Raw genomic sequence first — 22014 nt, forward strand, 5'->3', positions numbered from 1 at the left:
GTGACGGGGCACGGCGAGCGGGCGGCGCGATGCGCGGCGGTGGCGCAGGCAAAAAAAAGCCGGCCCAACCGGGCCGGCTTTTCGTCGATGCCGAAGCAGTGTGGCGCTTAAACCTGCGCGCCTGCGTTCGGATCGTCCGGATCGTGCGCGGTCTTCTTTTCCTTGATCAGGTCTTCGCGCTTGATGCCGAGCCACATCGCGAGCGACCCCGCGACGAACACCGACGAGTAGATGCCGAACATGATGCCGACCGTCAGCGCGAGTGCGAAGTAGTGCAGCGTCGGGCCGCCGAAGAAGAACATCGACAGCACCATCATTTCGGTCGACGTGTGCGTGATGATCGTGCGCGACATCGTGGTCGTGATCGCGTGGTTGATCACTTCCTGCACGCTCATCTTGCGTTCGCGGCGGAACGTCTCGCGGATCCGGTCGAAGATGACGACCGACTCGTTGACCGAGTAGCCGAGCACCGCGAGGATTGCCGCGAGCACCGCCAGCGAGAACTCCCACTGGAAGAACGCGAAGAAGCCGAGAATGATCACGACGTCGTGCAGGTTGGCGATGATGCCGGCCACTGCGTACTTCCACTCGAAGCGGAACGACAGGTAGATCACGATGCCGATCACGACGCACGCGAGCGCGAGCAGGCCGTCGGTCGCGAGCTCCCGGCCGACCTGCGGGCCGACGAACTCGACGCGTTGCAGCGTGACGTCCGGGCTCTGCGCCTTCAGCGCGCCCATCACCTGGTCGCTCTGCTGCGCGGACGTGAGGCCTTCCTTCAGCTGCAGGCGGATCAGCACGTTGCGTGACGTGCCGAAGTTCTGCACCTGCGCGTCGGCGTAGCCGAGCTTGCCGAGCGTCGCGCGCACGGGTTCGAGTTCAGCGGCCTGCTGGTACTGCACCTCGATCACCGTCCCGCCGGTGAATTCGACGGACAGGTGCAGCCCGCGGTGGAACAGGAAGAACACGGCGGCGAGGAACGTGACCAGCGAGATCACGTTGAACACCAGCGCGTGCCGCATGAACGGAATGTCTTTACGGATGCGGAAAAATTCCATGGTCTTCTCCGGGGCCTTATTGGGTCGAGCCCGGTTTCTTCGGCGACACGCCTTGCTGCGCGCGGTTGCGCAGCTGCGGCTTGCCGGCGCGCGGCGCGTTGCTCTTCGCGGGGGCGGCGAGCTTCGCGGCGCGTGCGGTGTCGGTCGATTCGTCGGCGTCGGTGAACGACGCGCCGGCAGCGGCGCCTTCCGGCTTCCATACCTGGCCGATCGCGAGCGACTTCAGCTTCTTGCGGCCGCCGTACCAGAGGTTGACGATCCCGCGCGAGAAGAACACCGCGGAGAACATCGACGTCAGGATACCGAGGCAGTGCACGATCGCGAACGCGCGAACCGGGCCCGAGCCGAACGCGAGCAGCGCGAGGCCGGCGATCAGCGTCGTGACGTTCGAGTCGAGAATCGTCGCCCATGCGTGCGCGTAACCGGCCTGGATCGCGGTCTGCGGCGGCTGGCCGGCGCGCAGTTCTTCACGCACGCGCTCGTTGATCAGCACGTTCGAGTCGATCGCCATACCGAGCGCGAGCGCGATAGCGGCGATACCGGGCAGCGTCAGCGTCGCCTGCATCAGCGACAGCACGGCGACGAGCAACAGCAGGTTCACCGACAGGCCGATCACCGACACTACGCCGAACAGCATGTAGTACGCGATCATGAACACGGCGATCGCGCAGAAGCCCCAGATCACCGAGTGGACGCCCATCTTGATGTTGTCGGCGCCGAGGCTCGGGCCGATCGTGCGTTCCTCGATGATGTCCATCGGAGCGGCGAGCGAACCGGCGCGCAGCAGCAGTGCGAGGTCGGCCGCGGCCTGCGGCGTCGGCTGGCCCGTGATCTGGAAGCGGTCGCCGAGTTCCGACTGGATTGTCGCGACCGTCAGCACTTCGCCCTTGCCCTTCTCGAACAGCACCATCGCCATCGGCTTGCCGATGTTGTCGCGCGACACCGTGCGCACCGCGCGGCCACCGGCCGAGTCGAGGCGGATGTTGACCGACGGACGCTGGTGTTCGTCGAAGCCGGCCGATGCATCGATGATGCGGTCGCCGGTGAAGATCACGTCCTTCTTCAGCAGCACGGGCGCCTGGATGCCCTGCGTGAACAGTTCCTCGCCCGGCGGAACGGGGTCGTTCGGGTTCGGATGCGTGTTGATCGGGTCGGCGAGGCGCGCCTCGAGCGTCGCGGTGCGGCCGATGATGTCCTTCGCCTTCGCGGTGTCCTGCACGCCCGGCAGCTCGACGACGATGCGGTCGCTGCCTTGCTGCTGGAGGATCGGCTCGGACACGCCGAGTTCGTTCACGCGGTTGTGGAGCGTCGTCAGGTTCTGCTTGAGCGCGGCGTCCTCGACGGACTTCTGCACGGCCGGCGTAAACGTGCCGACGACCTGCGTGCCGCCACCGCCGGGCTGGGTCGCCCATTGCAGTTCGGTGATCGACAGCGCGAGCACCTTGCGGGCGTCTTCCGCCGTCTGTGCATCGCTGAAATTGACGACCACGGACTGGTCGACGCGGCTCACGCCACCGTCGCGGATGTTCTTGTCGCGCAGCAGCGTGCGCGCGTCGGACGCGTCGGAATCGAGCTTCTTCGTCAGCGCGCCCGTCATGTCGACCTGGAGCAGGAAGTGGACGCCGCCGCGCAGGTCGAGGCCGAGATACATCGGCAGCGCGTGCAGGGCAGTCAGCCAGCGCGGCGACGCGCTCTGCAGGTTCAGTGCGACGACGTACTGCGGATCGTTCGGGTCGGCGTTCAGCGACTTCTGCAGCAGGTCCTTGACGCGCAGCTGCGTATCGGTGTCCTTCAGGCGCACGCGGATGTTCGCGTTGGTCGCCGTGTTCTCGAAGGTGACGTCGTCCGGCGTGATCTGCGCGGATGCGAGCGCCGATTCGACCTGGGTCAGCGTGGTCGAGTCGAGCTTGACCGTGGCCTTGCCGCTCGACACCTGCACCGCCGGCGCTTCACCGAAGAAGTTGGGCAATGTGTACAGAAGGCCGATGGCGAGCGCCACGACCATCACGACATATTTCCAGAGTGGATAACGATTCATGAGGGAGCCGAACGGGTGGTTGGCGTGAAAGCGTCGCGTCCGGCGCCGCGGCGGCCCGCTCTCTCAGGCGGGCACGGCGCGGGGAGCCGGACGCTCGGTGAAGGGCTTACAGCGACTTGATCGTGCCCTTCGGCAGAATGGTCGTGACTGCAGCCTTCTGCACGGTGATTTCGGTGCCTTCGGCGATCTCGACGCCGATGTAGCCTTCGGTGACCTTCGTCACCTTGCCCACGAGGCCGCCGCTCGTGACGACTTCGTCGCCCTTGGCCACGGCCGCGAGCATGTTGCGGTGCTCCTTCTGACGCTTCATCTGCGGACGGATCATGATGAAGTAGAGCACGGCAAACATCAGGATGAGCGGCAGGAAGCTCATCAGGCTCGATTCGGCGCCACCGGCACCTTGGGCGAACGCGTTGGAAATGAACGGCACGTTGGTCTCTCCGTAGGGGAAGATCGAAAAATAAGCCGGTTATTCTACCACCGGCCCCATGCGCAAACGGCTCGGCAAATGCGCTTTCGGATCAAGCTGTTAAAGCGTGAACCGGGTCCGTTGCAACTTGTTTGGAAAGGCAATTGTAATATTTGGCGGCCGGGTTCGACAGTCGGGACGCGTTATTTAGTACGCGTCCTATGTGACGAGCCCGCGATGCGGGCCGCCGGCCCGTCAGTCGACCCCTCTTGCGCGATCCTCCGCGAAGCGCTGGCGGAACGCGTCGAACGTATGGGTCTCGATCGCTTCGCGGATCTCGCTCATCAACTGCAGGTAGTAGTGCAGGTTGTGGATCGTGTTGAGCTGCGCGCCGAGGATCTCGCCGACGCGGTGCAGGTGATGCAGGTAGCCGCGCGAGAAGTTCTGGCACGTGTAGCACGTGCAGCTCGCGTCGAGCGGCTTCAGCGAGTTCTTGTGCGTCGCGTTGCGGATCTTCACGTCGCCGAAGCGCGTGAACAGCCAGCCGTTGCGCGCATTGCGGGTCGGCATCACGCAGTCGAACATGTCGATGCCGTTCGAGACGCCTTCGACCAGGTCCTCCGGCGTGCCGACGCCCATCAGATAGTGCGGCTTGTTGGCCGGCAGCTTCGGGCCCACGTGGCGCAGCACGCGCATCATGTCTTCCTTCGGCTCGCCGACCGACAGCCCGCCGATCGCGAGGCCGTGGAAGCCGAGCTCGGCGAGCCCGGCGAGCGATTCGTCGCGCAGGTCCTCGAACATCCCGCCCTGGACGATCCCGAACAGCGCGTTCGGATTGCCGAGCCGGTCGAACTCGTCGAGCGAGCGCTTCGCCCAGCGCAGCGACATGCGCATCGAGTCGGCCGCTTCCTTGTGCGTGGTCGGCACGCCGTTGGTCGCATACGGCGTGCACTCGTCGAACTGCATCACGATGTCCGAGTTCAGCACCTTCTGGATCTGCATCGACACTTCCGGCGACAGGAACAGCTTGTCGCCGTTGATCGGCGACGCGAACGTGACGCCGTCCTCGGTGATCTTGCGCAGGTCGCCGAGCGAGAACACCTGGAAGCCGCCCGAGTCGGTCAGGATCGGCTTGTTCCAGCCCATGAAGCCGTGCAGGCCGCCGTGCGCGTCGATCGTGCCGAGGCCCGGGCGCAGCCACAGGTGGAACGTGTTGCCGAGGATGATCTGGGCCTTGATCTCGTGCAGCTCGCGCGGCTGGATCGCCTTCACGGTGCCGTAGGTGCCGACCGGCATGAAGATCGGCGTCTCGACCACGCCGTGGTTGAGCTTCACGCGGCCGCGGCGCGCGTGGCCGTCGGTCGTCAGCAGTTCGAATTCGAGCCCGTTCGCCGGGCGGTCCTGCACGGGGGCGTGCGTATCGTGGGATGAACCTTCGGTCATCGCGTCATTCTCCTCGCTACCGGAAAACAGTCCGGCGCATGTTGGAAGCGCCGCCGGAAGTCGGCGGCAGGGAAAAGCGGTGCGCGCCATCGTAGCGCGCGCAGCGGGAAAACGGGGCGCGGCGGCCGCGCGGTGCGTGGGCCGTCGCGCATGCCGCGCTTACGCGCGCGGCGCCTCCGGCGTGTCGCGGCGCGTGAGCAGCATCGCGTCGCCGTAGCTGAAGAAGCGGTAGCGTTGCTCGATCGCGTGCCGGTACGCGGCGCGGATCGTCTCGACGCCCGCGAACGCGGACACGAGCATCAGCAACGTCGACTTCGGCAGGTGGAAGTTCGTGACGAGCCGGTCGACCACGCGGAAACGATAGCCGGGCGTGATGAAGATGTCGGTCTCGGCCTGCGTGGCCGCGAGCGGGCGGCCCGCTTCGTCGGCCGCGCGCGCGGCGGCTTCGAGCGCGCGCATCGACGTCGTGCCGACCGCGATCACGTTGCCGCCGCGTGCACGGGTCGCGGCGATCTTGTCGACGAGCGACTGCGGCAGGTCGTACCACTCGCTGTGCATCTTGTGCTCGGCGATGTTGTCGACGCGCACCGGCTGGAACGTGCCGGCGCCGACGTGCAGCGTCAGCGTCGCGCGTTCGACGCCCATCGCGTCGAGCCGGTCGAGCATCGGCTGGTCGAAGTGCAGCCCGGCCGTCGGTGCGGCGACCGCGCCCGGATTGCTCGCGTAGACGGTCTGGTAGCGCGTCTCGTCGGTCGCGTCCGGATCGTGCTCGATATACGGCGGCAGCGGCAGGCGGCCGTACTGCTCGATCAGGTCGAGGCACGGCTCGGGGAAGTTCAGCGTGAAGAACGGCTCGACGCGCTCGCCGACCGTCACGTCGAACGCATCGGCGAGCCGCAGCGTCGTGCCGGCGCCCGGCGACTTGCTCGCGCGGATCTGCGCGAGCGCCGTGTGCGTGCCCGTCACGCGCTCGATCAGCACTTCGATCTTGCCGCCGCTGGCCTTCTGGCCGAAGAAACGCGCCCTCAGCACCTTGGTATCGTTGAAGACGAGCAGGTCGCCGGCTGCGATGCACGACGGCAGCTCGGTGAACTGGCGATCGACCAGGCGCGCGGGCGCGACGGTGCCGTCCACCTCGAGCAGGCGGCTCGCGGTGCGATCGGGCAGCGCGGTTTGTGCAATCAGCTCGGGCGGCAGATTGAAATCGAAATCGGAAAGCGTGAACATGCGGGCTGGTTCGAAGCGGCCGGCGGGCGTCGCCGGCAGGGCGGAAACGCGTAAATGGGGCGCGCGAGCCGCTATGATGCGGGATGCGCGGCCTGGCCGGCGTCGTTCGTTCGGACGACGTGAAAGCCGCTATTGTACTTGCCTTGCGAAGCACCCAGACGATCCGATGCCTGTGTCACCACGCCGTTCCCCCGCCGCCGTTGCCGATTCCGCCGATCCGTTCGACGCGGAGGAGGCCGCGCTACCCGTTCAAGACGCGGTGGAGCGCGCCGCACCGCGCCGCGCCGGCCCGAAGCGCGGCGCCGACGGCAGGCTCGCGCAGCCGGCCGCCGCCGCGCCCGATGCCGATGTCGACGGCGCCGCGGCGACCGACGCAGTGGGCGCGGCCGGCGCGAAGCGCAAGAAGAAGCCGGCCGCGGATAAACCCGTGAAGACCGTCGACAAGCTCGCGAAGCTCGGCCTCACGCGTTCGATCGATCTCGTGCTGCATCTGCCGATGCGCTACGAGGACGAAACCACGCTCACGCCGATCGGCGAGTTGCTGCCGGGTGGCATCGCGCAGGCCGAAGGCGTCGTGTTCGACAACGAGGTTGCATACCGGCCGCGTCGCCAGCTGGTCGTGAAGATCCAGGACGACGACGGCGAGCACCTCGTGCTGCGCTTCCTGAATTTCTACGGCTCGCAGGTCAAGCAGATGGCCGTCGGCCAGCGGCTGCGCGTGCGCGGCGACGTGCGCGGCGGCTTCTTCGGGATGGAGATGGTGCATCCGGCGGTGCGCGTCGTCGAAGCCGATGCGCCGCTGCCGCAGGTGCTCACGCCCGTCTACCCGAGCACGGCCGGCGTGTCGCAGGCTTATCTGCGCAAGGCGATCGAGAACGCGGTCGAGCGCACGCCGCTGCCCGAACTGCTGCCACCCGAGATCCAGCGCGACTACCTCAAGCCGCTCGACGTGCCGACGCTCGAGCAGGCGGTGCGGATCCTGCACCACCCGCGCGTCGATTCCGACGAAGCCGCGCTGATGGACGGCTCGCATCCGGCGTGGACGCGCATCAAGTTCGAGGAGCTGCTCGCGCAGCAGCTGTCGCTCAAGCGCGCACACGAGGAGCGTCGCACGCGCGCGGCGCCCGCGATGCCGCGCCGCACCGCGAGCGATGCCGCTGCGCTGACGACCCGGCTCTACGCGGCGCTGCCGTTTACGCTGACCGGCGCGCAGGGGCGCGTCGTCGACGAGATCGCGAACGACCTCACGCTCGCGCACCCGATGCAGCGTCTGCTGCAGGGCGACGTCGGCAGCGGCAAGACGGTCGTTGCAGCGCTGGCCGCCACGCAGGCGATCGACGCCGGCTACCAGGCCGCGCTGATGGCGCCGACCGAAATTCTCGCGGAACAGCACGCGCGCAAGCTGCGCGCGTGGCTCGAGCCGCTCGGCGTCACGGTCGCGTGGCTCGCGGGCAGCCTGAAGGCGAAGGAGAAGCGCGCGGCGATCGAGGCGGCCGCGCTCGGCACCGCGCAGCTCGTGATCGGCACGCACGCGATCATCCAGGACACCGTCGAATTCGCGCGGCTCGGCCTCGTGATCGTCGACGAGCAGCACCGCTTCGGCGTCGAGCAGCGGCTCGCGCTGCGCGCGAAGGCCGCGAACGCGGCCAACGGCGCGCGCGACTTCCAGCCGCACCAGCTGATGATGTCGGCCACGCCGATTCCGCGCACGCTCGCGATGACGTACTACGCGGATCTCGAGGTCTCGACGATCGACGAGCTGCCGCCGGGCCGCACGCCCGTGCTGACGCGCCTCGTCGGCGATGCGCGGCGCGAGGAGGTGATCGCCCGCGTGCGCGAGGCCGCGCTGACCGGGCGCCAGGTCTACTGGGTGTGCCCGTTGATCGAGGAGAGCGAGACGCTGCAGCTGCAGACGGCCGTCGAGACTTACGAGACGCTGGCCACCACGCTCCCGGAGCTGAAGGTCGGGCTCGTGCACGGCCGGCTGTCGCCGGCCGACAAGGCGGCCGTGATGGAAGCGTTCACGCGCAACGACGTGCAACTGCTGGTCGCGACGACCGTGATCGAGGTCGGCGTCGACGTGCCGAACGCGTCGCTGATGGTGATCGAGCACGCGGAGCGCTTCGGTCTCGCGCAGCTGCACCAGTTGCGCGGCCGGGTCGGGCGCGGCACCGCGGCGTCGGTGTGCGTGCTGCTGTACACGGGGCCGCTGTCACTCACGGGCCGCGAGCGGCTGAAGACGATGCGCGAGACGACCGACGGCTTCGAGATCGCACGGCGCGACCTCGAGATCCGCGGCCCCGGCGAATTCCTCGGCGCACGTCAGTCGGGCGCGGCAATGCTGCGCTTTGCGAACCTCGAGACCGACGGCTGGCTGATCGATCCGGCCCGCGAAGCCGCGACGCGGCTGATTGCCGCGTATCCCGAGATCGTCACGCAGCATCTCGCACGCTGGCTCGGCGCGCGCGAGCAGTATCTGAAGGCTTGATCCGCGGGTCGGGGCCGGATTTAAAACCGCCGTTTGAAGCATTCCGATGCTGAGAAACTTGGCGAACCGGTGTCACAGGGTGTATAAATTAAACCTATCGCCTGTATATCCCTGATTGACCCACAATGACGCTGACTGAATTGAAATACATCGTCGCGGTCGCGCGCGAACGGCATTTCGGCCGCGCGGCCGAAGCATGCTTCGTGAGCCAGCCGACGCTGTCGGTAGCGATCAAGAAGCTCGAAGACGAGCTCAACGTGCAGATTTTCGAACGCGGTGCGAGCGAAGTGAGCGTGACACCGATCGGCGACCAGATCGTCACGCAGGCACAGCGCGTGCTCGAGCAGACCTTCGCGATCAAGGAGATCGCGAAGCAGGGCAAGGATCCGCTGGTCGGTCCGTTCCGCCTGGGCGTGATCTACACGATCGGGCCGTACCTGCTGCCGACGCTCGTCAAGCAGATGATCCAGCGCGTCCCGCAGATGCCGCTGATGCTGCAGGAAAACTACACGCTGAAGCTGCTCGAACTGCTGAAGCAGGGCGAGATCGACGCCGCGATCATGGCGCTGCCGTTTCCGGAAACCGGCCTGATGGTGCGCCCGCTGTACGACGAACCGTTCGTCGTTGCGCTGCCCGCCGGCCATCCGTGGGAGAAGCGCGAGGAAATCGACGCCGAGGATCTGAAGCAGGAAACCATGCTGCTGCTTGGCAACGGCCACTGCTTCCGCGATCACGTGCTCGGCGTGTGCCCGGAGCTGATGCGCTTCTCGCAGACGGCCGACGGCATCCAGAAGACCTTCGAGGGCTCGTCGCTGGAGACGATCCGCCACATGGTCGCGAGCGGCGTCGGCATCACCGTGCTGCCGCGGATGTCGGTCGCCGAGGTCGGCCCGCGCGCGAACGGCCCCGATGCCGAACTGCTGTCGTACGTGCCGTTCAACGAGCCGGTGCCCGATCGCCGCGTGGTGCTCGTATGGCGCAAGAGCTTCACGCGGATGCCCGCGATCGACGCGATCAGCGACGCAATTTCCGCGTGCGACCTGCCGGGCGTCGCGAAGCTCGACATGCCGGCGACGATGAACTGAGCACGCTGCAGCATGCACAGGTGGCAGCACGATGAACGGGGTCTTGCGACCCCGTTTATTTTTCTCTATCGCATAGATAAAAGTTATCAAATTCAATAATTCGATAGATGTGAATAGAATCCTCTACATGGATCGGCGTGATGTCGATGACTGATCCGCCCGTCGAATGCAAGCGTCGAAGGAGGGTGTCATGATGCAATCGGTATTGCAGCGCGCGCAGCGGAACATCCCGTCGCGCGACACGGTCGTACATCGCGCCAGGGCGGCGGTTCGTAGCCTGCGTCCGATTGCGTTCGCGTACCTGGCGGACCGTGTGTATGGTGGTTGAACGCCGCCGCGCGCCGGTTCAGTGTTCCCCCGCGTCACCCGCCGTCAAGCCATGAGGGAGCATCGCATGTCCGAAAGCTGGAATACCGCCCGCAGCGCCGGCACGACGCCTGCCGGCAGCCGGTTCCCCGAGCGACCCGCCTGCGGCGCATCGCAGCGGGAGCGCGCGCCACAGGCCACGTACGACATCCCGTAGTACGACAGGAGGACCAACCTGTTCCGTTTCCCATCCCCGCAATGACACTCCGCCAACCGCGCCCGGCATGCTGCCGGAGCGAACGGGTGGAGTCATATGAGCAAGCCAAGGAGAAATCGCATGTCGAACGAAACGAAGTGCCCGTTCAACCACACCGCTGGTGGCGGCACGACGAACAAGGACTGGTGGCCGAATCAGCTTAACCTGAACATCCTGCACCGGCATTCGGCACTGTCCGATCCGATGGACAAGGATTTCGACTACGCCGAAGCGTTCAAGACGCTGGACCTTGCGGCGGTGAAGAAGGATCTGCACGCGCTGATGACGGCGTCGCAGGATTGGTGGCCGGCCGACTTCGGCCACTATGGCGGCCTGTTCATCCGCATGGCCTGGCACAGCGCCGGCACGTACCGCACGGCCGACGGCCGCGGCGGCGCGGGTGGCGGTCAGCAGCGCTTCGCGCCGCTCAACAGCTGGCCGGACAACGTGAGTCTCGACAAGGCGCGCCGGCTGCTGTGGCCGATCAAGCAGAAGTACGGCCGCAACATCTCGTGGGCCGACCTGCTGATCCTGACCGGCAACGTCGCGCTCGAATCGATGGGCTTCAAGACCTTCGGCTACGCCGGCGGCCGCGTCGATACGTGGGAACCGGACGACGTGTACTGGGGTTCGGAAAAGATCTGGCTGGAACTGAGCGGCGGCCCGAACAGCCGCTACTCGGGCAAGCGCGATCTCGAAAGCCCGCTCGCCGCGGTGCAGATGGGCCTCATCTACGTGAACCCGGAAGGCCCGGACGGCAACCCCGACCCGGTCGCGGCCGCGCATGACATCCGCGAGACGTTCGCGCGCATGGCGATGAACGACGAAGAGACGGTCGCGCTGATCGCGGGCGGCCACACGTTCGGCAAGACGCACGGAGCCGGTCCGGCCTCGAACGTCGGCGCTGAACCGGAAGCCGCGGGCCTCGAAGAGCAGGGCCTCGGCTGGAAGAGCACGTTCGGCACGGGCAAGGGCAAGGATGCCATCACCAGCGGCCTCGAAGTCACGTGGACGTCGACGCCGACGCAGTGGAGCAACGACTTCTTCAAGCACCTGTTCAGCTACGAATGGGAGCTCACGAAGAGCCCGGCCGGCGCGCACCAGTGGGTCGCGAAGGACGCCGGCGACGTGATTCCGGATGCGTTCGATGCGTCGAAGAAGCATCGCCCGACGATGCTGACGACCGACTTGTCGCTGCGTTTCGATCCGGCCTACGAGAAGATTTCGCGCCGCTTCTACGACAACCCGGCCGAGTTCGCCGACGCGTTCGCGCGTGCCTGGTTCAAGCTCACGCACCGCGACATGGGCCCGCGTGCCCGCTATCTGGGCCCGGACGTGCCGGCCGAGCATCTGCTGTGGCAGGACCCGATTCCGGCCGTCGACCACAAGCTGATCGACGACGCCGACGTCGCGGCGCTGAAGGCGAAGGTGCTCGCATCGGGCCTGTCGGTGTCGCAGCTCGTGTCGACCGCATGGGCGTCGGCTGCGACGTTCCGCGGTTCGGACAAGCGCGGCGGTGCAAACGGTGCGCGTATTCGCCTGGCGCCGCAGAAGGACTGGGAAGTGAACCGTCCGGCCGAACTCGCGAAGGTGCTGGCGACGCTCGAAGGCGTGCAGAAGGCGTTCAACGACGCGCAGACGGGCGGCAAGAAGGTGTCGCTCGCCGACCTGATCGTGCTGGCCGGTGCGGCCGGCGTCGAGCAGGCCGCGAAGAACGCGGGCGTCGCGGTGACGGTGCCGTTCGCACCGGGCCGTGCGGATGCGTCGCAGGAAGAGACCGACATCGAAGCGATGGCCGTGCTCGAGCCGGTTGCAGATGGCTTCCGCAACTTCCTGAAGCACGCGTACCAGACGCCGGCCGAGGCGCTGCTGGTCGACAAGGCGCAACTGCTGACGCTGACCGCGCCCGAGATGACGGCACTCGTCGGTGGCCTGCGCGTGCTGGGTGCGAATGCCGGCGATGCGAAGCACGGCGTGTTCACCGACCGTCCGGAAGCGCTGACGAACGACTTCTTCGTGAACCTGCTCGACATGGGCACGGAATGGAAGCCGGTGTCGGCAGCGAACGACGTGTTCGAAGGGCGCGATCGTGCGACGGGCAAGGTCAAGTGGACCGGCTCGCGCGTCGACCTGATCTTCGGTTCGCATGCGCAACTGCGTGCGCTGGCCGAGGTGTACGGCAGCGAGGATGCGAAGGAGAAGTTCGCGCGCGATTTCGTCGCGGCCTGGAACAAGGTGATGAACCTCGACCGCTTCGATCTCGCGTGAGTGTCGCCGTGCAGTAGTTCGGTGATGCAGTAGTGCAGTAACGGGAAACGGCCGGTCGTCCGACCGGCCGTTTTTTCAGACCCTGGGTTTTGTTGAAGGAGTGACGATCATGACGCAAATGATGCAGAACATGCGCGCAGCACTGGCGCCGAAGGTGCGGGCGCCGACCGAGATCGCGCGATACGTCGTCGGATCCGCCATCGTCATCGGCGGCGCGGCCGAGCTGGTGTCGCAGGCGTTGCACGCGATCGCGGCTGCCTGAGCGCGGCGTTTTGCGCGCCACGCGCAGTGGCGAGCCGTGCGTGCGGGTAGTGCGGTATCGGTAGTGCGGTATCAATAGACAGGTAGCCCGATTCGCTTTTATTGCTCTGCTTCATTGAATAAGGAGTCCAGAACATGTCAGGGAAGACTTACGCTGCGCAGATCAACATCGGCATCAGCGACAAGGACCGCAAGAAGATCGCGGAAGGCCTGTCGCGCCTGCTCGCCGATACGTTCACGCTGTACCTGAAGACCCACAATTTCCACTGGAATGTCACGGGCCCGATGTTCAACACGCTGCACCTGATGTTCGAGGCGCAGTACAACGAACTGTGGCTCGCGGTCGATTCGGTTGCCGAACGCATTCGCACGCTCGGCGTCGTCGCGCCGGGCACCTTCGGCGATTTCGCGAAACTGTCGTCGGTGCCGGAAGCGAACGGCGTGCCGGCGGCCGAAGACATGATCCGCGAGCTCGTCGAGGGGCATGAGGCCGTCGTGCGAACTGCGCGCGCGATCTTCCCGCTTGCCGATGCGGCGAGCGACGAGCCGACCGCCGACCTGCTGACGCAGCGCCTGCAGATTCATGAAAAAACCGCGTGGATGCTGCGGTCGCTGCTCGCGTAGGCGTGCAACGCGCGGCAAGCTGGCTGAAGTCCGCGCACGCTGCTCCGGCCCTGATTGATCTGTACGAATCGGGTCGAGCGCAGGCCGGTGCGCCTGACGGATCCGCGCGTGTGCCGGCTCTGTCCCTTGATTGATGCGCTTTGCGGCTCGGCCATGTGCAGCGGGCACGGGCAGCGCGCTGTTGTCCCGCCGGCACCGCCCGCCGGCCGCGCCGACATGACGCAAAGCACCGCTCGGCTCTAAAATGCCGGGGTTATCTTCCCGGTGCTTCGCCATGCTTGCCCGCTTTCCCCTGTATCTGCGGCTCGTCCGGATGGACAAGCCGATCGGCAGCCTGCTGCTGCTGTGGCCGACGCTCAACGCGCTGTGGATCGCGTCCGACGGCCATCCGCGCTGGCCGCTGCTCGTGATCTTCTCGCTCGGCACGCTGCTGATGCGCTCGGCCGGCTGCGCGATGAACGACTACGCCGACCGCGATTTCGACCGCCACGTGAAGCGCACGGCCGACCGGCCGCTGACGTCGGGCAAGATCCGCGCGTGGGAAGCCATCGCGATCGCGGTCGGGCTCGCATTCATCTCGTTCCTGCTGATCCTGCCGCTCAACACGCTGACCAAGCAGCTGTCCGTCGTCGCGCTGTTCGTCGCGGGCTCGTATCCGTTCATGAAGCGCTTCTTCGCGATTCCGCAGGCGTATCTCGGCATCGCGTTCGGCTTCGGCATTCCGATGGCGTTCGCGGCCGTGCAGGACACGGTGCCGACGATCGCGTGGGTGATGCTGGCCGCGAACATTTTCTGGTCGGTCGCGTACGACACCGAATACGCGATGGTCGATCGCGACGACGACATCAAGATCGGGATCCGCACGTCCGCGCTGACGTTCGGCCGCTTCGACGTCGCGGCCGTCATGCTGTGCTACGCGGTGACGCTCGGCATCTACGTGTGGATTGGCGTGACGCTCGGCTTCGGCCTCGCGTACTGGGCCGGCTGGGCGGCGGCGGTCGGCTGCGCGCTGTATCACTACACGCTGATCAAGGGCCGTGAGCGGATGCCGTGCTTCGCCGCGTTCCGGCACAACAACTGGCTCGGCGGCGTGCTGTTCGCGGGCATTGCCGCGCATTACCTGCTGGCAGGGAGCTGAGTTTCCCGATCTGTCCGCCGGCGTCATGTCGTGCGGAACGCGGCAACAAAAAAAGCGGCCTGGGCCGCTTTTTTTGTTGGTCGAGCAAGGCAAAGGGGGCGGCCCGTGCGGCGCTGAGCACACCGGGCCGGTACCGCCGGCGCGCTTACGCGCGACCGAGCTCGTCGCCCATTTCCTTCGCGCGCGCTTCGGCCGCAAGCGCGCCGCGCACGATCGCATCCTTCACGCCTTGCGCGTCGAACGACGCGAGCGCGGCGGCCGTCGTACCGCCTTTCGACGTGACGCGTTCGCGCAGCACGCTTGCCGGCTCGCCCGATTGCGCGGCGAGTTGCGCGGCACCCGTGAACGTCGCGACCGCGAGTGCGCGGCCCTGTTCGTCGTTCATGCCGAGCTGGCGCGCAGCTTCCTGCAGCGCTTCGATGAAATAGAACACGTACGCGGGGCCGCTGCCCGAAATGGCCGTGACGGCGTCGAGCTTCGATTCGTCGTCGAACCACACGATCTCGCCGACCGCGCCGAGCACGTTCGACGCGAGTTCGCGGCCCGCCGCATCGACGCCCGGCAGCGCGGCGAGGCCCGTCACGCCCATGCCGACGAGCGCGGGCGTGTTCGGCATCGTGCGCACGATGCGGTCGTAGCCGCCGAGCCAGCGCGCGAGATCGGTGCCGCGGATGCCGGCCGCGATGCTGATCACGAGCTGCGACTTCAGGTGCGGTGCGAGCGCCTGCGCGACGTCCTTCAGCACCTGCGGCTTCACCGCGAGCACGACCGCGTCGTAGTCGGCGAGCGTCGCGTCGACGGCCGCGCCGGTGCGCACGCCGAACTGCTGGGCGGCGCGCGCGCGCACCTCTTCGTTGACGTCGATGGCATACAGGCTGTCAGCGGCGACGCCGCGCTTGATCAGGCCGCCGATCAGGGCCGCGGCCATGTTGCCGCCGCCGATGAATGCGATTTTCATGATGTCCGATTGAGCGAGTGAGTGAACGGTAGGGCGTAAAGGGGGCGGCGTTCAGTGCGAGTAATCGCGCGCGCCGAAGATCGCGGTGCCGACGCGCACGATCGTCGCGCCTTCGAGCACGGCCGCATCGAGATCGGCGGACATGCCCATCGACAGCGTGTCGAGCGGCAGGCCGCCGGCGCGCAACGCGTCGAACAGCGCGCGCAGCGCGCGATGCGGCACGCGTTGCGCGTCGGTGTCGCCGGCCGGTTCGGGAATCGCCATCAGGCCGCGCAGCCGCAGTGACGGGAGCGCCGCGACCGCGCGCGCGACCTCGGCCAGGTCGGCCGGCGCGACGCCGCTCTTCGACGCCTCGCCGCTGATATTCACCTGCACGCACACGTTGAGCGGCGGCAGGTGCGCGGGGCGCTGTTCCGACAGGCGCTGCGCGATCTTCAGCCGGTCGACCGAATGGACCCAGTCGAAGCGTTCGGCCACCGGGCGCGTCTTGTTCGATTGCAGCGGCCCGATGAAATGCCATTCGAGGCTGGTGCGCAGGTCGGCGAGCGCGTCGATCTTGTCGATCGATTCCTGTACGTAGTTTTCGCCGAATGCACGCTGCCCGGCCGCATGCGCGGCGCGCACGTCGTCGGCAGGAAACGTCTTCGAGACGGCAAGCAGCGACACGGTGGCGGGATCGCGGCTGGCCGCGCGGGCGGCGTCGGCGATGCGGCGATGAACGGATTCGAGGCGGGCGGCGAGATCGGACATGACGGGCACGAAAGCAGGCACGGAAGCAGGCATGGAGCGGATGCGCCGCGGCACGCGACGCATCGATCCGCCCATTATACGGACGCCGCGCGCGAGGCCCAGCGCCCATCCGTCATTCGCATGAACCGGCCCTAGCCGTACAGCAGATGCTCGACGAGCTGGATCCAGTGGGCGACCGGAATCTGCGTGCCGCTCTGCAGGTGCGCGATGCAGCCGACGTTGCCGGAGACGATCATCTGCGGTTCGAGCGCCTGCAGCTTCAGCAGCTTCTGCTTGCGCAACCGGTACGACAGCGACGGCTGCGTCAGCGAATAGGTGCCGGCCGAGCCGCAGCACAGATGACTGTCGGCCGGCAGCCGCACGTCGATGCCGAGCGTCTCGAGCAGGCGTTCGACCTTGCCGCGCGACTGCTGGCCGTGCTGCAACGTGCACGGCGGGTGGTACGCGACCGTATGGATCGCGCGACGCCGCGCGAGCGTCGCGAGTTCGGCCTCGAACGCGAGCAGCACGTCGGAGATGTCGCGCGTGAGCGACACGATGCGCTGTGCCTTCTCCGCGTAGGCCGGGTCGTCGCGCAGCAGGTGCGCGTATTCGAGCACCGTCGCGCCGCAGCCCGACGCATTCATCACGATCGCCTCGACGCCCTGTTCGACATGGGGCCACCATGCGTCGATGTTGCGGCGTGCGTCGTCGAGCGCCTCGTCGTGATAGTTCAGGTGCAGGCGGATCGCGCCGCAGCAGCCCGCGTCGGGTGCGACGACCGTCTCGATGCCGAGCGCGTCGAGCACACGCGCGGTCGCGATGTTGATGTTCGGCAGCATCGACGGCTGCACGCAGCCGCCCAGCATCAGCATCTTGCGCGTATGCGTGAGGTGCGGCCATTCGAGCAGCCGCGTGCGCGGCGGCACCTTGTCGCGCAGCCGCTTCGGCAGCAGCGGCCGCACGTGCTGGCCGAGTCGCATCACCGGCGAGAACAGCGCCTCGTTCGGCACGAGGCTCGCGAGCAGGCGGCGCACGAGACGCTGCTGCACCGGGCGCGGCACCTGCGCCTCGACGTGCTTGCGGCCGATCTCCACGAGCCGGCCGTACTGGACGCCGGACGGGCAGGTCGTCTCGCAGCTGCGGCACGTGAGGCAGCGGTCGAGGTGCTGCTGCGTGCTGCGCGTGACGGGCGCGCCTTCGACCATCTGCTTGATCAGGTAGATCCGGCCGCGCGGGCCGTCGAGTTCGTCGCCGAGCAACTGATAGGTCGGGCAGGTCGCGGTGCAGAACCCGCAATGCACGCACTTGCGCAATATCGCGTCGGCCTCGTCGCCGTCGGGCGTATTGCGGATGAAATCGGCGAGGTTCGTTTGCATCGAGCCCTCAGAGATCGGGGTAGAGCCGGCCGCGATTGAAGATGCGCGCGGGATCGAACGCGGCCTTCAGCCCGCGGTGGATTTTCATCATCGGGGCGGGGAGCGGCGTGAACACGCCCGCGCTGCGGTCGTATGCGTCGCCCGCGCGGAACAGCGTCGCGTGGCCACCGGCCTGCTTTGCGCTCATCCGCACGGTCTGTGCATCGGCGTCGGTGATCCACCAGCGCTGCGCGCCACCCCATTCCATCAACTGGGTGCCCGGCAGGTGCATCGGTTCGGTGATCGACGGCAGCGCGAGGCGCCACAGCGCATAGCCGGGCGGGATACCGTTGAAGAACGGGTCGGTGTGCTCGCGCAGGCCGGCCCAGAAGCGTTCGGCCTCGACCGCGTCGACGACTTCGCCGCCGAGCTGCGTCTTCGCGGATTTCACGGCCGCCTCGGCGCCCGACAGGCGCAGTACGAGCGTGCCGTTGCGCCACCCGCTCGCGCTGACGGGCAGCGGATGGCCGCCCCATTCGTTGAGCTTGCGCACTGCATCGGTCGCGGTCATCTCGAACTTCAGCGTGACTTCGGCGACGGGCATCGGCAGCACCTTGATCGACAGGTCGAGCATCAGCCCGAGCGTGCCGAGCGCGCCGGCCATCAGCCGCGACACGTCGTAGCCGGCGACGTTCTTCACGACCTGCCCGCCGAAGCGCAGCATGTCGCCGCGGCCGTTCATCAGCGTGACGCCGAGCACGAAATCGCGCGGCGCGCCGCAGGTGGCGCGCCGCGGGCCCGCGAGACCGGCCGCGACGCAGCCGCCGACGGTGGCCGCGCGGCCGAAGTGCGGCGGCTCGAACGGCAGCATCTGGCCGCACTCGGCGAGGACGGTTTCAAGCTGCGCGAGCGGCGTGCCCGCGCGGACCGTGACGACGAGTTCGGCCGGGTCGTACGACACGACGCCCTGAAACGCGCGCGTGTCGAGTATTTCGCCCTCGAGCGCCTGGCCGTACCAGTCCTTGGTGCCGCCGCCGCGAATCCGCAGCGGCCGGCCGTCGGCGCTGGCGGCGCGGACGCGCTCGGCCCATCCGGCGACGATGTCGTCCTCTTCCATGTTCTGTTGCTGCCTCGACTTGTTGTTCGGTCGATTGTACCGGGGTGGCGCGAATCCACATCGCGACTATCCCTAAGCCCGGTATTGCAGACCGCATGCCCGCGCCGCCGCGCGAACGTGGCCGTCCGCCGCGACCCGGCCGCCGGCCCGGGCCGGCGCGCCGCGCGCGATGCTCAGAAACGCGGCAGGTCGGGGTGCGGCAGCAGCCCGCCGCGTACGTGCTGGCGACCGTACTCGGCGCAGCGCGCACGGGTCGGGATGCCCTTGTCCGGGTTCAGCAGCCCGGCCGGATCGAACGCGCGCTTGACCGCGAAGAACGCATCGCGCTCCTGCGGCGAGAACTGTACGCACATCGAATTGAGCTTCTCGATGCCGACGCCGTGCTCGCCCGTCACGCTGCCGCCGAATTCCACGCAGCATTCGAGGATTTCCGCGCCGAACTGCTCGGCGCGGTGCAGCTCGTCCGGATCGTTCGCGTTGTAGAGGATCAGCGGATGCATGTTGCCGTCGCCCGCGTGGAACACGTTGATGCAGCGCAGCCCGTAGCGCGTTTCGAGCTGCTCGATGCGCGCGAGCAGCGGGCCGATCGCACGGCGCGGCACGGTGCCGTCCATGCAGTAGTAGTCGGCGGAGATCCGGCCGGCGGCCGGGAACGCATTCTTGCGGCCCGACCAGAAGCGCAGCCGCTCGTGTTCGTTGCGCGATACCTGGATCCGTGTCGCGCCGTGCTCGCGCAGCACGGCCGTCATCCGCACGATCTCTTCCGCGACTTCTTCCGGCGTGCCGTCCGATTCGCACAGCAGCATCGCTTTCGCGTCGAGGTCGTAGCCCGCGTGCGTGAATGCCTCGACGGCCTGCGTGGCCGGCTTGTCCATCATTTCGAGCCCGGCCGGGATGATCCCCGACGCGATGATCGCCGCGACGGCCTCGCCGCCCTTGACGACGTCGTCGAAGCTCGCCATCACGAGCTGGGCCGTTTGCGGTTTCGGGATCAGCCTCACCGTGACCTCGGTGACGATCGCGAACATCCCTTCGCTGCCGATCATCACGGCAAGCAGGTCGAGGCCCGGCATGTCGAGCGCGAGCGAGCCGAATTCGACGATCTCGCCGTCGATCGTCACCGCGCGCACGCGCATCACGTTGTGCACGGTCAGCCCGTATTTCAGGCAGTGCACGCCGCCGGAATTTTCCGCGACGTTGCCGCCGATCGTGCACGCGATCTGCGACGACGGATCGGGCGCGTAATAGAGGCCGTACGGCGCGGCGGCCTCCGAGATCGCGAGGTTGCGCACGCCGGGCTGCACGGTCGCCGTGCGCGCGTAGGGATCGACTTCGACGATGCGCGTGAAGCGCGCAAGCGACAGCACGACGCCGAGCGCGATCGGCAGCGCGCCGCCCGACAGGCTCGTGCCCGCGCCACGCGGCACGATCGGCACCTCCATGCGGCGGCAGATCTGCACGATCCGCTGTACCTGCGATTCCGTTTCGGGCAGCGCGACCGCGAGCGGCAGGCGGCGGTACGCGGACAGACCGTCGCATTCATACGGCGCGGTGTCTTCGTCGCGATACAGCAGGCAGTGCGTCGGCAGCACGGCCATCAGCGCCTGCACGACCTCGCGCTGGCGCTGCGCGCGTGCCGCGCTCGACAGTTCGACGGGAGCGTTCATGGGGTCTCCTGCAGCAGGCGGCGCGCTGTCGCGCCGCCGTGTCAGCACGTGAAAATCTTGCCCGGATTCATCAGGTTGCGCGGATCGAGCGCGAGCTTGATCGCCCGCATCGTGTCGATCGCATTGTCGCCGTGTTCCTTGGGCAGGAAGCGCATCTTGTGCAGCCCCACGCCGTGCTCGCCCGTGCAGGTGCCGCCGAGACGCAGCGCGCGCTCGACGATCCGGTCGTTGATGTGCTCGGCTTCGGCGATTTCCTCCGGCTTGTCGGGGTCGATCAGGATCGCGACATGGAAATTGCCGTCGCCGACGTGGCCGACGATCGGGCAGGGCAGCGACGACGCGCGCAGGTCGACTTCGGTTTCCTCGACGCACGCGGCGAGCTGCGAGATCGGCACGCAGACGTCGGTCGTCACCGCGCGGCAGCCGGGTTTCAACTGCAGCATCGCGAAATACGCGTTGTGGCGGGCGGCCCAGAGCCGGCTGCGGTCTTCGGGGCGGGTTGCCCATTCGAAGCCCTGGCCGTGGTTCTGGCCGGCGAGCGCCTGCACGAGCTCGGCCTGTTCCTTCACACCGGCCTCGGTGCCGTGGAATTCGAAGAACAGCGTCGGCGCTTCGGTGAGCGTCAGGTTCGAATGGCGGTTGATCGAGCGCACCGCGAGCGCGTCGACGAATTCGACGCGCGCGATCGGCACGCCGATCTGGATCGTCTCGATCACGGTGCGCACGGCGTCGCCCATCGACGGGAACGTGCAGATCGCGGCCGACACGGCCTCGGGCAGCGGATGCAGGCGCAGCGTGATCTCGGTGATCACGCCGAGCGTGCCTTCGGAACCGACGAACAGGCGCGTGAGGTCGTAGCCGGCCGACGACTTGCGGGCGCGCGAGCCGGTTTTCACCACGCGGCCGTCGGCGAGCACGGCGGTCAGGCCGAGCACGTTCTCGCGCATCGTGCCGTAGCGCACGGCGTTGGTGCCCGACGCGCGCGTTGCGGTCATCCCGCCGATGCTGGCATCGGCGCCCGGGTCGATCGGGAAGAACAGGCCGGTGTCGCGCAGCGCTTCGTTGAGCGCCTTGCGCGTGATGCCCGGCTCGACCGTCACGGTCAGGTCTTCGGCGTTGATCGACAGCACGCGGTTCATTTCCGACAGGTCGAGCGATACGCCGCCGCGCACCGCGAGCAGGTGGCCTTCGAGCGACGAGCCGGCGCCGTACGGGATCAGCGGTACGCTGTACAGCGAGCACAGCGACACGACTTCGCGCACGTCGTCCGCGCTGTGCGCGAACACGACGGCGTCGGGCAGTTGCGGGTCGAACGGCGATTCGTCGCGCCCGTGGTGCTCGCGAACGGCGTCGGCGGTCGACACGCGCTCGCCGAAGGCGGCGCGCAGCGCATCGAGCATGGCAGGGGGAAGGGGACGGCGCGTGGCGGCCGGCGGGGCGGGGTGATTCACGAATGTCTCCTGACGACTGCTTGTCAAACTTTCGGCCCATTCTACGCTGGAACGCCTGCTGCGGCCCCCGCCGCGGGCTGCGATAATCGCGTTCCACGGCAACCCGTGGCCGCAGGGCGGCCGCGCACCAGAG

The 22014-nt window shown here is 67.5% G+C and carries 18 protein-coding genes; 7 read left to right on the forward strand and 11 right to left on the reverse strand.

Going from position 1 to position 22014, the window contains the following annotated elements:
• Positions 1-107 precede the first annotated feature (107 nt).
• From secF to queA, 5 genes are all read right to left on the reverse strand, one after another.
• Positions 108-1058 (reverse strand): protein translocase subunit SecF, encoded by a 951-nt coding sequence (secF, locus tag LGN19_RS26460; protein ID WP_006482457.1) that lies wholly within the window; start codon positions 1056-1058, stop codon positions 108-110.
• Positions 1059-1074: 16 nt separating this feature from the next.
• On the reverse strand, positions 1075-3096 hold the full coding sequence (gene secD / locus LGN19_RS26465; protein WP_122944512.1) for a protein translocase subunit SecD: 2022 nt from the start codon (positions 3094-3096) through the stop codon (positions 1075-1077).
• 106 nt (positions 3097-3202) lie between these two features.
• Positions 3203-3526: a preprotein translocase subunit YajC gene (gene yajC, locus LGN19_RS26470; protein WP_226217946.1), complete on the reverse strand. Its 324-nt coding sequence runs from the start codon at positions 3524-3526 to the stop codon at positions 3203-3205.
• Positions 3527-3760: 234 nt separating this feature from the next.
• Positions 3761-4948 (reverse strand): tRNA guanosine(34) transglycosylase Tgt, encoded by a 1188-nt coding sequence (gene tgt, locus LGN19_RS26475; RefSeq protein ID WP_226217948.1) that lies wholly within the window; start codon positions 4946-4948, stop codon positions 3761-3763.
• A gap of 159 nt (positions 4949-5107) precedes the next feature.
• Positions 5108-6175 (reverse strand): tRNA preQ1(34) S-adenosylmethionine ribosyltransferase-isomerase QueA, encoded by a 1068-nt coding sequence (queA, locus tag LGN19_RS26480; protein WP_226217950.1) that lies wholly within the window; start codon positions 6173-6175, stop codon positions 5108-5110.
• A gap of 166 nt (positions 6176-6341) precedes the next feature.
• Between queA and recG the strand changes: the two genes are divergently transcribed.
• The 7 genes from recG to ubiA all read left to right on the forward strand — a co-directional run bounded on the left by recG (position 6342) and on the right by ubiA (position 14601).
• On the forward strand, positions 6342-8663 hold the full coding sequence (gene recG, locus LGN19_RS26485) for an ATP-dependent DNA helicase RecG (RefSeq protein ID WP_226217952.1): 2322 nt from the start codon (positions 6342-6344) through the stop codon (positions 8661-8663).
• A 125-nt stretch (positions 8664-8788) separates the two neighbouring features.
• The gene (locus LGN19_RS26490) at positions 8789-9748 is read left to right on the forward strand and encodes a hydrogen peroxide-inducible genes activator (RefSeq protein WP_122944516.1); all 960 of its coding nucleotides are present in this window, start codon (positions 8789-8791) and stop codon (positions 9746-9748) included.
• A 394-nt stretch (positions 9749-10142) separates the two neighbouring features.
• Positions 10143-10271, forward strand: a complete 129-nt coding sequence (locus LGN19_RS39625; RefSeq protein ID WP_264173192.1) for a hypothetical protein — start codon at positions 10143-10145, stop codon at positions 10269-10271.
• 120 nt (positions 10272-10391) lie between these two features.
• Positions 10392-12578: a catalase/peroxidase HPI gene (gene katG / locus LGN19_RS26495; protein ID WP_226217954.1), complete on the forward strand. Its 2187-nt coding sequence runs from the start codon at positions 10392-10394 to the stop codon at positions 12576-12578.
• Positions 12579-12687: 109 nt separating this feature from the next.
• A complete protein-coding gene (locus LGN19_RS26500; RefSeq protein WP_226217956.1) occupies positions 12688-12840 on the forward strand; it encodes a hypothetical protein in 153 nt (50 codons plus the stop codon).
• 134 nt (positions 12841-12974) lie between these two features.
• A complete protein-coding gene (locus LGN19_RS26505) occupies positions 12975-13463 on the forward strand; it encodes a Dps family protein (protein ID WP_226217958.1) in 489 nt (162 codons plus the stop codon).
• Positions 13464-13737: 274 nt separating this feature from the next.
• Positions 13738-14601, forward strand: a complete 864-nt coding sequence (gene ubiA, locus LGN19_RS26510) for a 4-hydroxybenzoate octaprenyltransferase (RefSeq protein WP_174963520.1) — start codon at positions 13738-13740, stop codon at positions 14599-14601.
• Between the two features lie 145 nt (positions 14602-14746).
• Here ubiA and proC read toward each other — a convergent pair whose 3' ends face one another.
• The 6 genes from proC to LGN19_RS26540 form a co-directional block, all read right to left on the reverse strand.
• On the reverse strand, positions 14747-15559 hold the full coding sequence (proC, locus tag LGN19_RS26515; RefSeq protein WP_226217960.1) for a pyrroline-5-carboxylate reductase: 813 nt from the start codon (positions 15557-15559) through the stop codon (positions 14747-14749).
• A gap of 51 nt (positions 15560-15610) precedes the next feature.
• Complete coding sequence (locus LGN19_RS26520) at positions 15611-16309, reverse strand: YggS family pyridoxal phosphate-dependent enzyme (RefSeq protein ID WP_226217962.1); 699 nt, start codon at positions 16307-16309, stop codon at positions 15611-15613.
• 131 nt (positions 16310-16440) lie between these two features.
• The gene (gene glcF, locus LGN19_RS26525; protein WP_122944522.1) at positions 16441-17667 is read right to left on the reverse strand and encodes a glycolate oxidase subunit GlcF; all 1227 of its coding nucleotides are present in this window, start codon (positions 17665-17667) and stop codon (positions 16441-16443) included.
• A gap of 7 nt (positions 17668-17674) precedes the next feature.
• A complete protein-coding gene (gene glcE, locus LGN19_RS26530) occupies positions 17675-18763 on the reverse strand; it encodes a glycolate oxidase subunit GlcE (RefSeq protein WP_122944523.1) in 1089 nt (362 codons plus the stop codon).
• Between the two features lie 173 nt (positions 18764-18936).
• Positions 18937-20430 carry an FAD-linked oxidase C-terminal domain-containing protein gene (locus LGN19_RS26535; protein ID WP_226217964.1) on the reverse strand — a complete coding sequence of 498 codons (1494 nt, stop codon included), beginning with the start codon at positions 20428-20430 and terminating at the stop codon, positions 18937-18939.
• A gap of 41 nt (positions 20431-20471) precedes the next feature.
• Positions 20472-21881, reverse strand: a complete 1410-nt coding sequence (locus tag LGN19_RS26540; RefSeq protein ID WP_174956974.1) for an FAD-binding oxidoreductase — start codon at positions 21879-21881, stop codon at positions 20472-20474.
• Positions 21882-22014 lie beyond the last annotated feature (133 nt).

This window comes from Burkholderia sp. AU30198, assembly GCF_020419825.1.
Classification (GTDB): domain Bacteria; phylum Pseudomonadota; class Gammaproteobacteria; order Burkholderiales; family Burkholderiaceae; genus Burkholderia.

What these genes read in the sequence shown, in the direction of transcription:
- proC (WP_226217960.1), bottom strand. Translation starts at nt 15,559, where the DNA reads ATGAAAATCGCATTCATCGGCGGCGGCAACATGGCCGCGGCCCTGATC.
- LGN19_RS26490 (WP_122944516.1), top strand. Translation starts at nt 8,789, where the DNA reads ATGACGCTGACTGAATTGAAATACATCGTCGCGGTCGCGCGCGAACGG.
- glcF (WP_122944522.1), bottom strand. Translation starts at nt 17,667, where the DNA reads ATGCAAACGAACCTCGCCGATTTCATCCGCAATACGCCCGACGGCGAC.
- glcE (WP_122944523.1), bottom strand. Translation starts at nt 18,763, where the DNA reads ATGGAAGAGGACGACATCGTCGCCGGATGGGCCGAGCGCGTCCGCGCC.
- tgt (WP_226217948.1), bottom strand. Translation starts at nt 4,948, where the DNA reads ATGACCGAAGGTTCATCCCACGATACGCACGCCCCCGTGCAGGACCGC.
- ubiA (WP_174963520.1), top strand. Translation starts at nt 13,738, where the DNA reads ATGCTTGCCCGCTTTCCCCTGTATCTGCGGCTCGTCCGGATGGACAAG.
- LGN19_RS26505 (WP_226217958.1), top strand. Translation starts at nt 12,975, where the DNA reads ATGTCAGGGAAGACTTACGCTGCGCAGATCAACATCGGCATCAGCGAC.
- secD (WP_122944512.1), bottom strand. Translation starts at nt 3,096, where the DNA reads ATGAATCGTTATCCACTCTGGAAATATGTCGTGATGGTCGTGGCGCTC.
- LGN19_RS39625 (WP_264173192.1), top strand. Translation starts at nt 10,143, where the DNA reads ATGTCCGAAAGCTGGAATACCGCCCGCAGCGCCGGCACGACGCCTGCC.
- recG (WP_226217952.1), top strand. Translation starts at nt 6,342, where the DNA reads ATGCCTGTGTCACCACGCCGTTCCCCCGCCGCCGTTGCCGATTCCGCC.
- queA (WP_226217950.1), bottom strand. Translation starts at nt 6,175, where the DNA reads ATGTTCACGCTTTCCGATTTCGATTTCAATCTGCCGCCCGAGCTGATT.
- secF (WP_006482457.1), bottom strand. Translation starts at nt 1,058, where the DNA reads ATGGAATTTTTCCGCATCCGTAAAGACATTCCGTTCATGCGGCACGCG.
- LGN19_RS26535 (WP_226217964.1), bottom strand. Translation starts at nt 20,430, where the DNA reads ATGAACGCTCCCGTCGAACTGTCGAGCGCGGCACGCGCGCAGCGCCAG.
- LGN19_RS26500 (WP_226217956.1), top strand. Translation starts at nt 12,688, where the DNA reads ATGACGCAAATGATGCAGAACATGCGCGCAGCACTGGCGCCGAAGGTG.
- katG (WP_226217954.1), top strand. Translation starts at nt 10,392, where the DNA reads ATGTCGAACGAAACGAAGTGCCCGTTCAACCACACCGCTGGTGGCGGC.
- LGN19_RS26520 (WP_226217962.1), bottom strand. Translation starts at nt 16,309, where the DNA reads ATGTCCGATCTCGCCGCCCGCCTCGAATCCGTTCATCGCCGCATCGCC.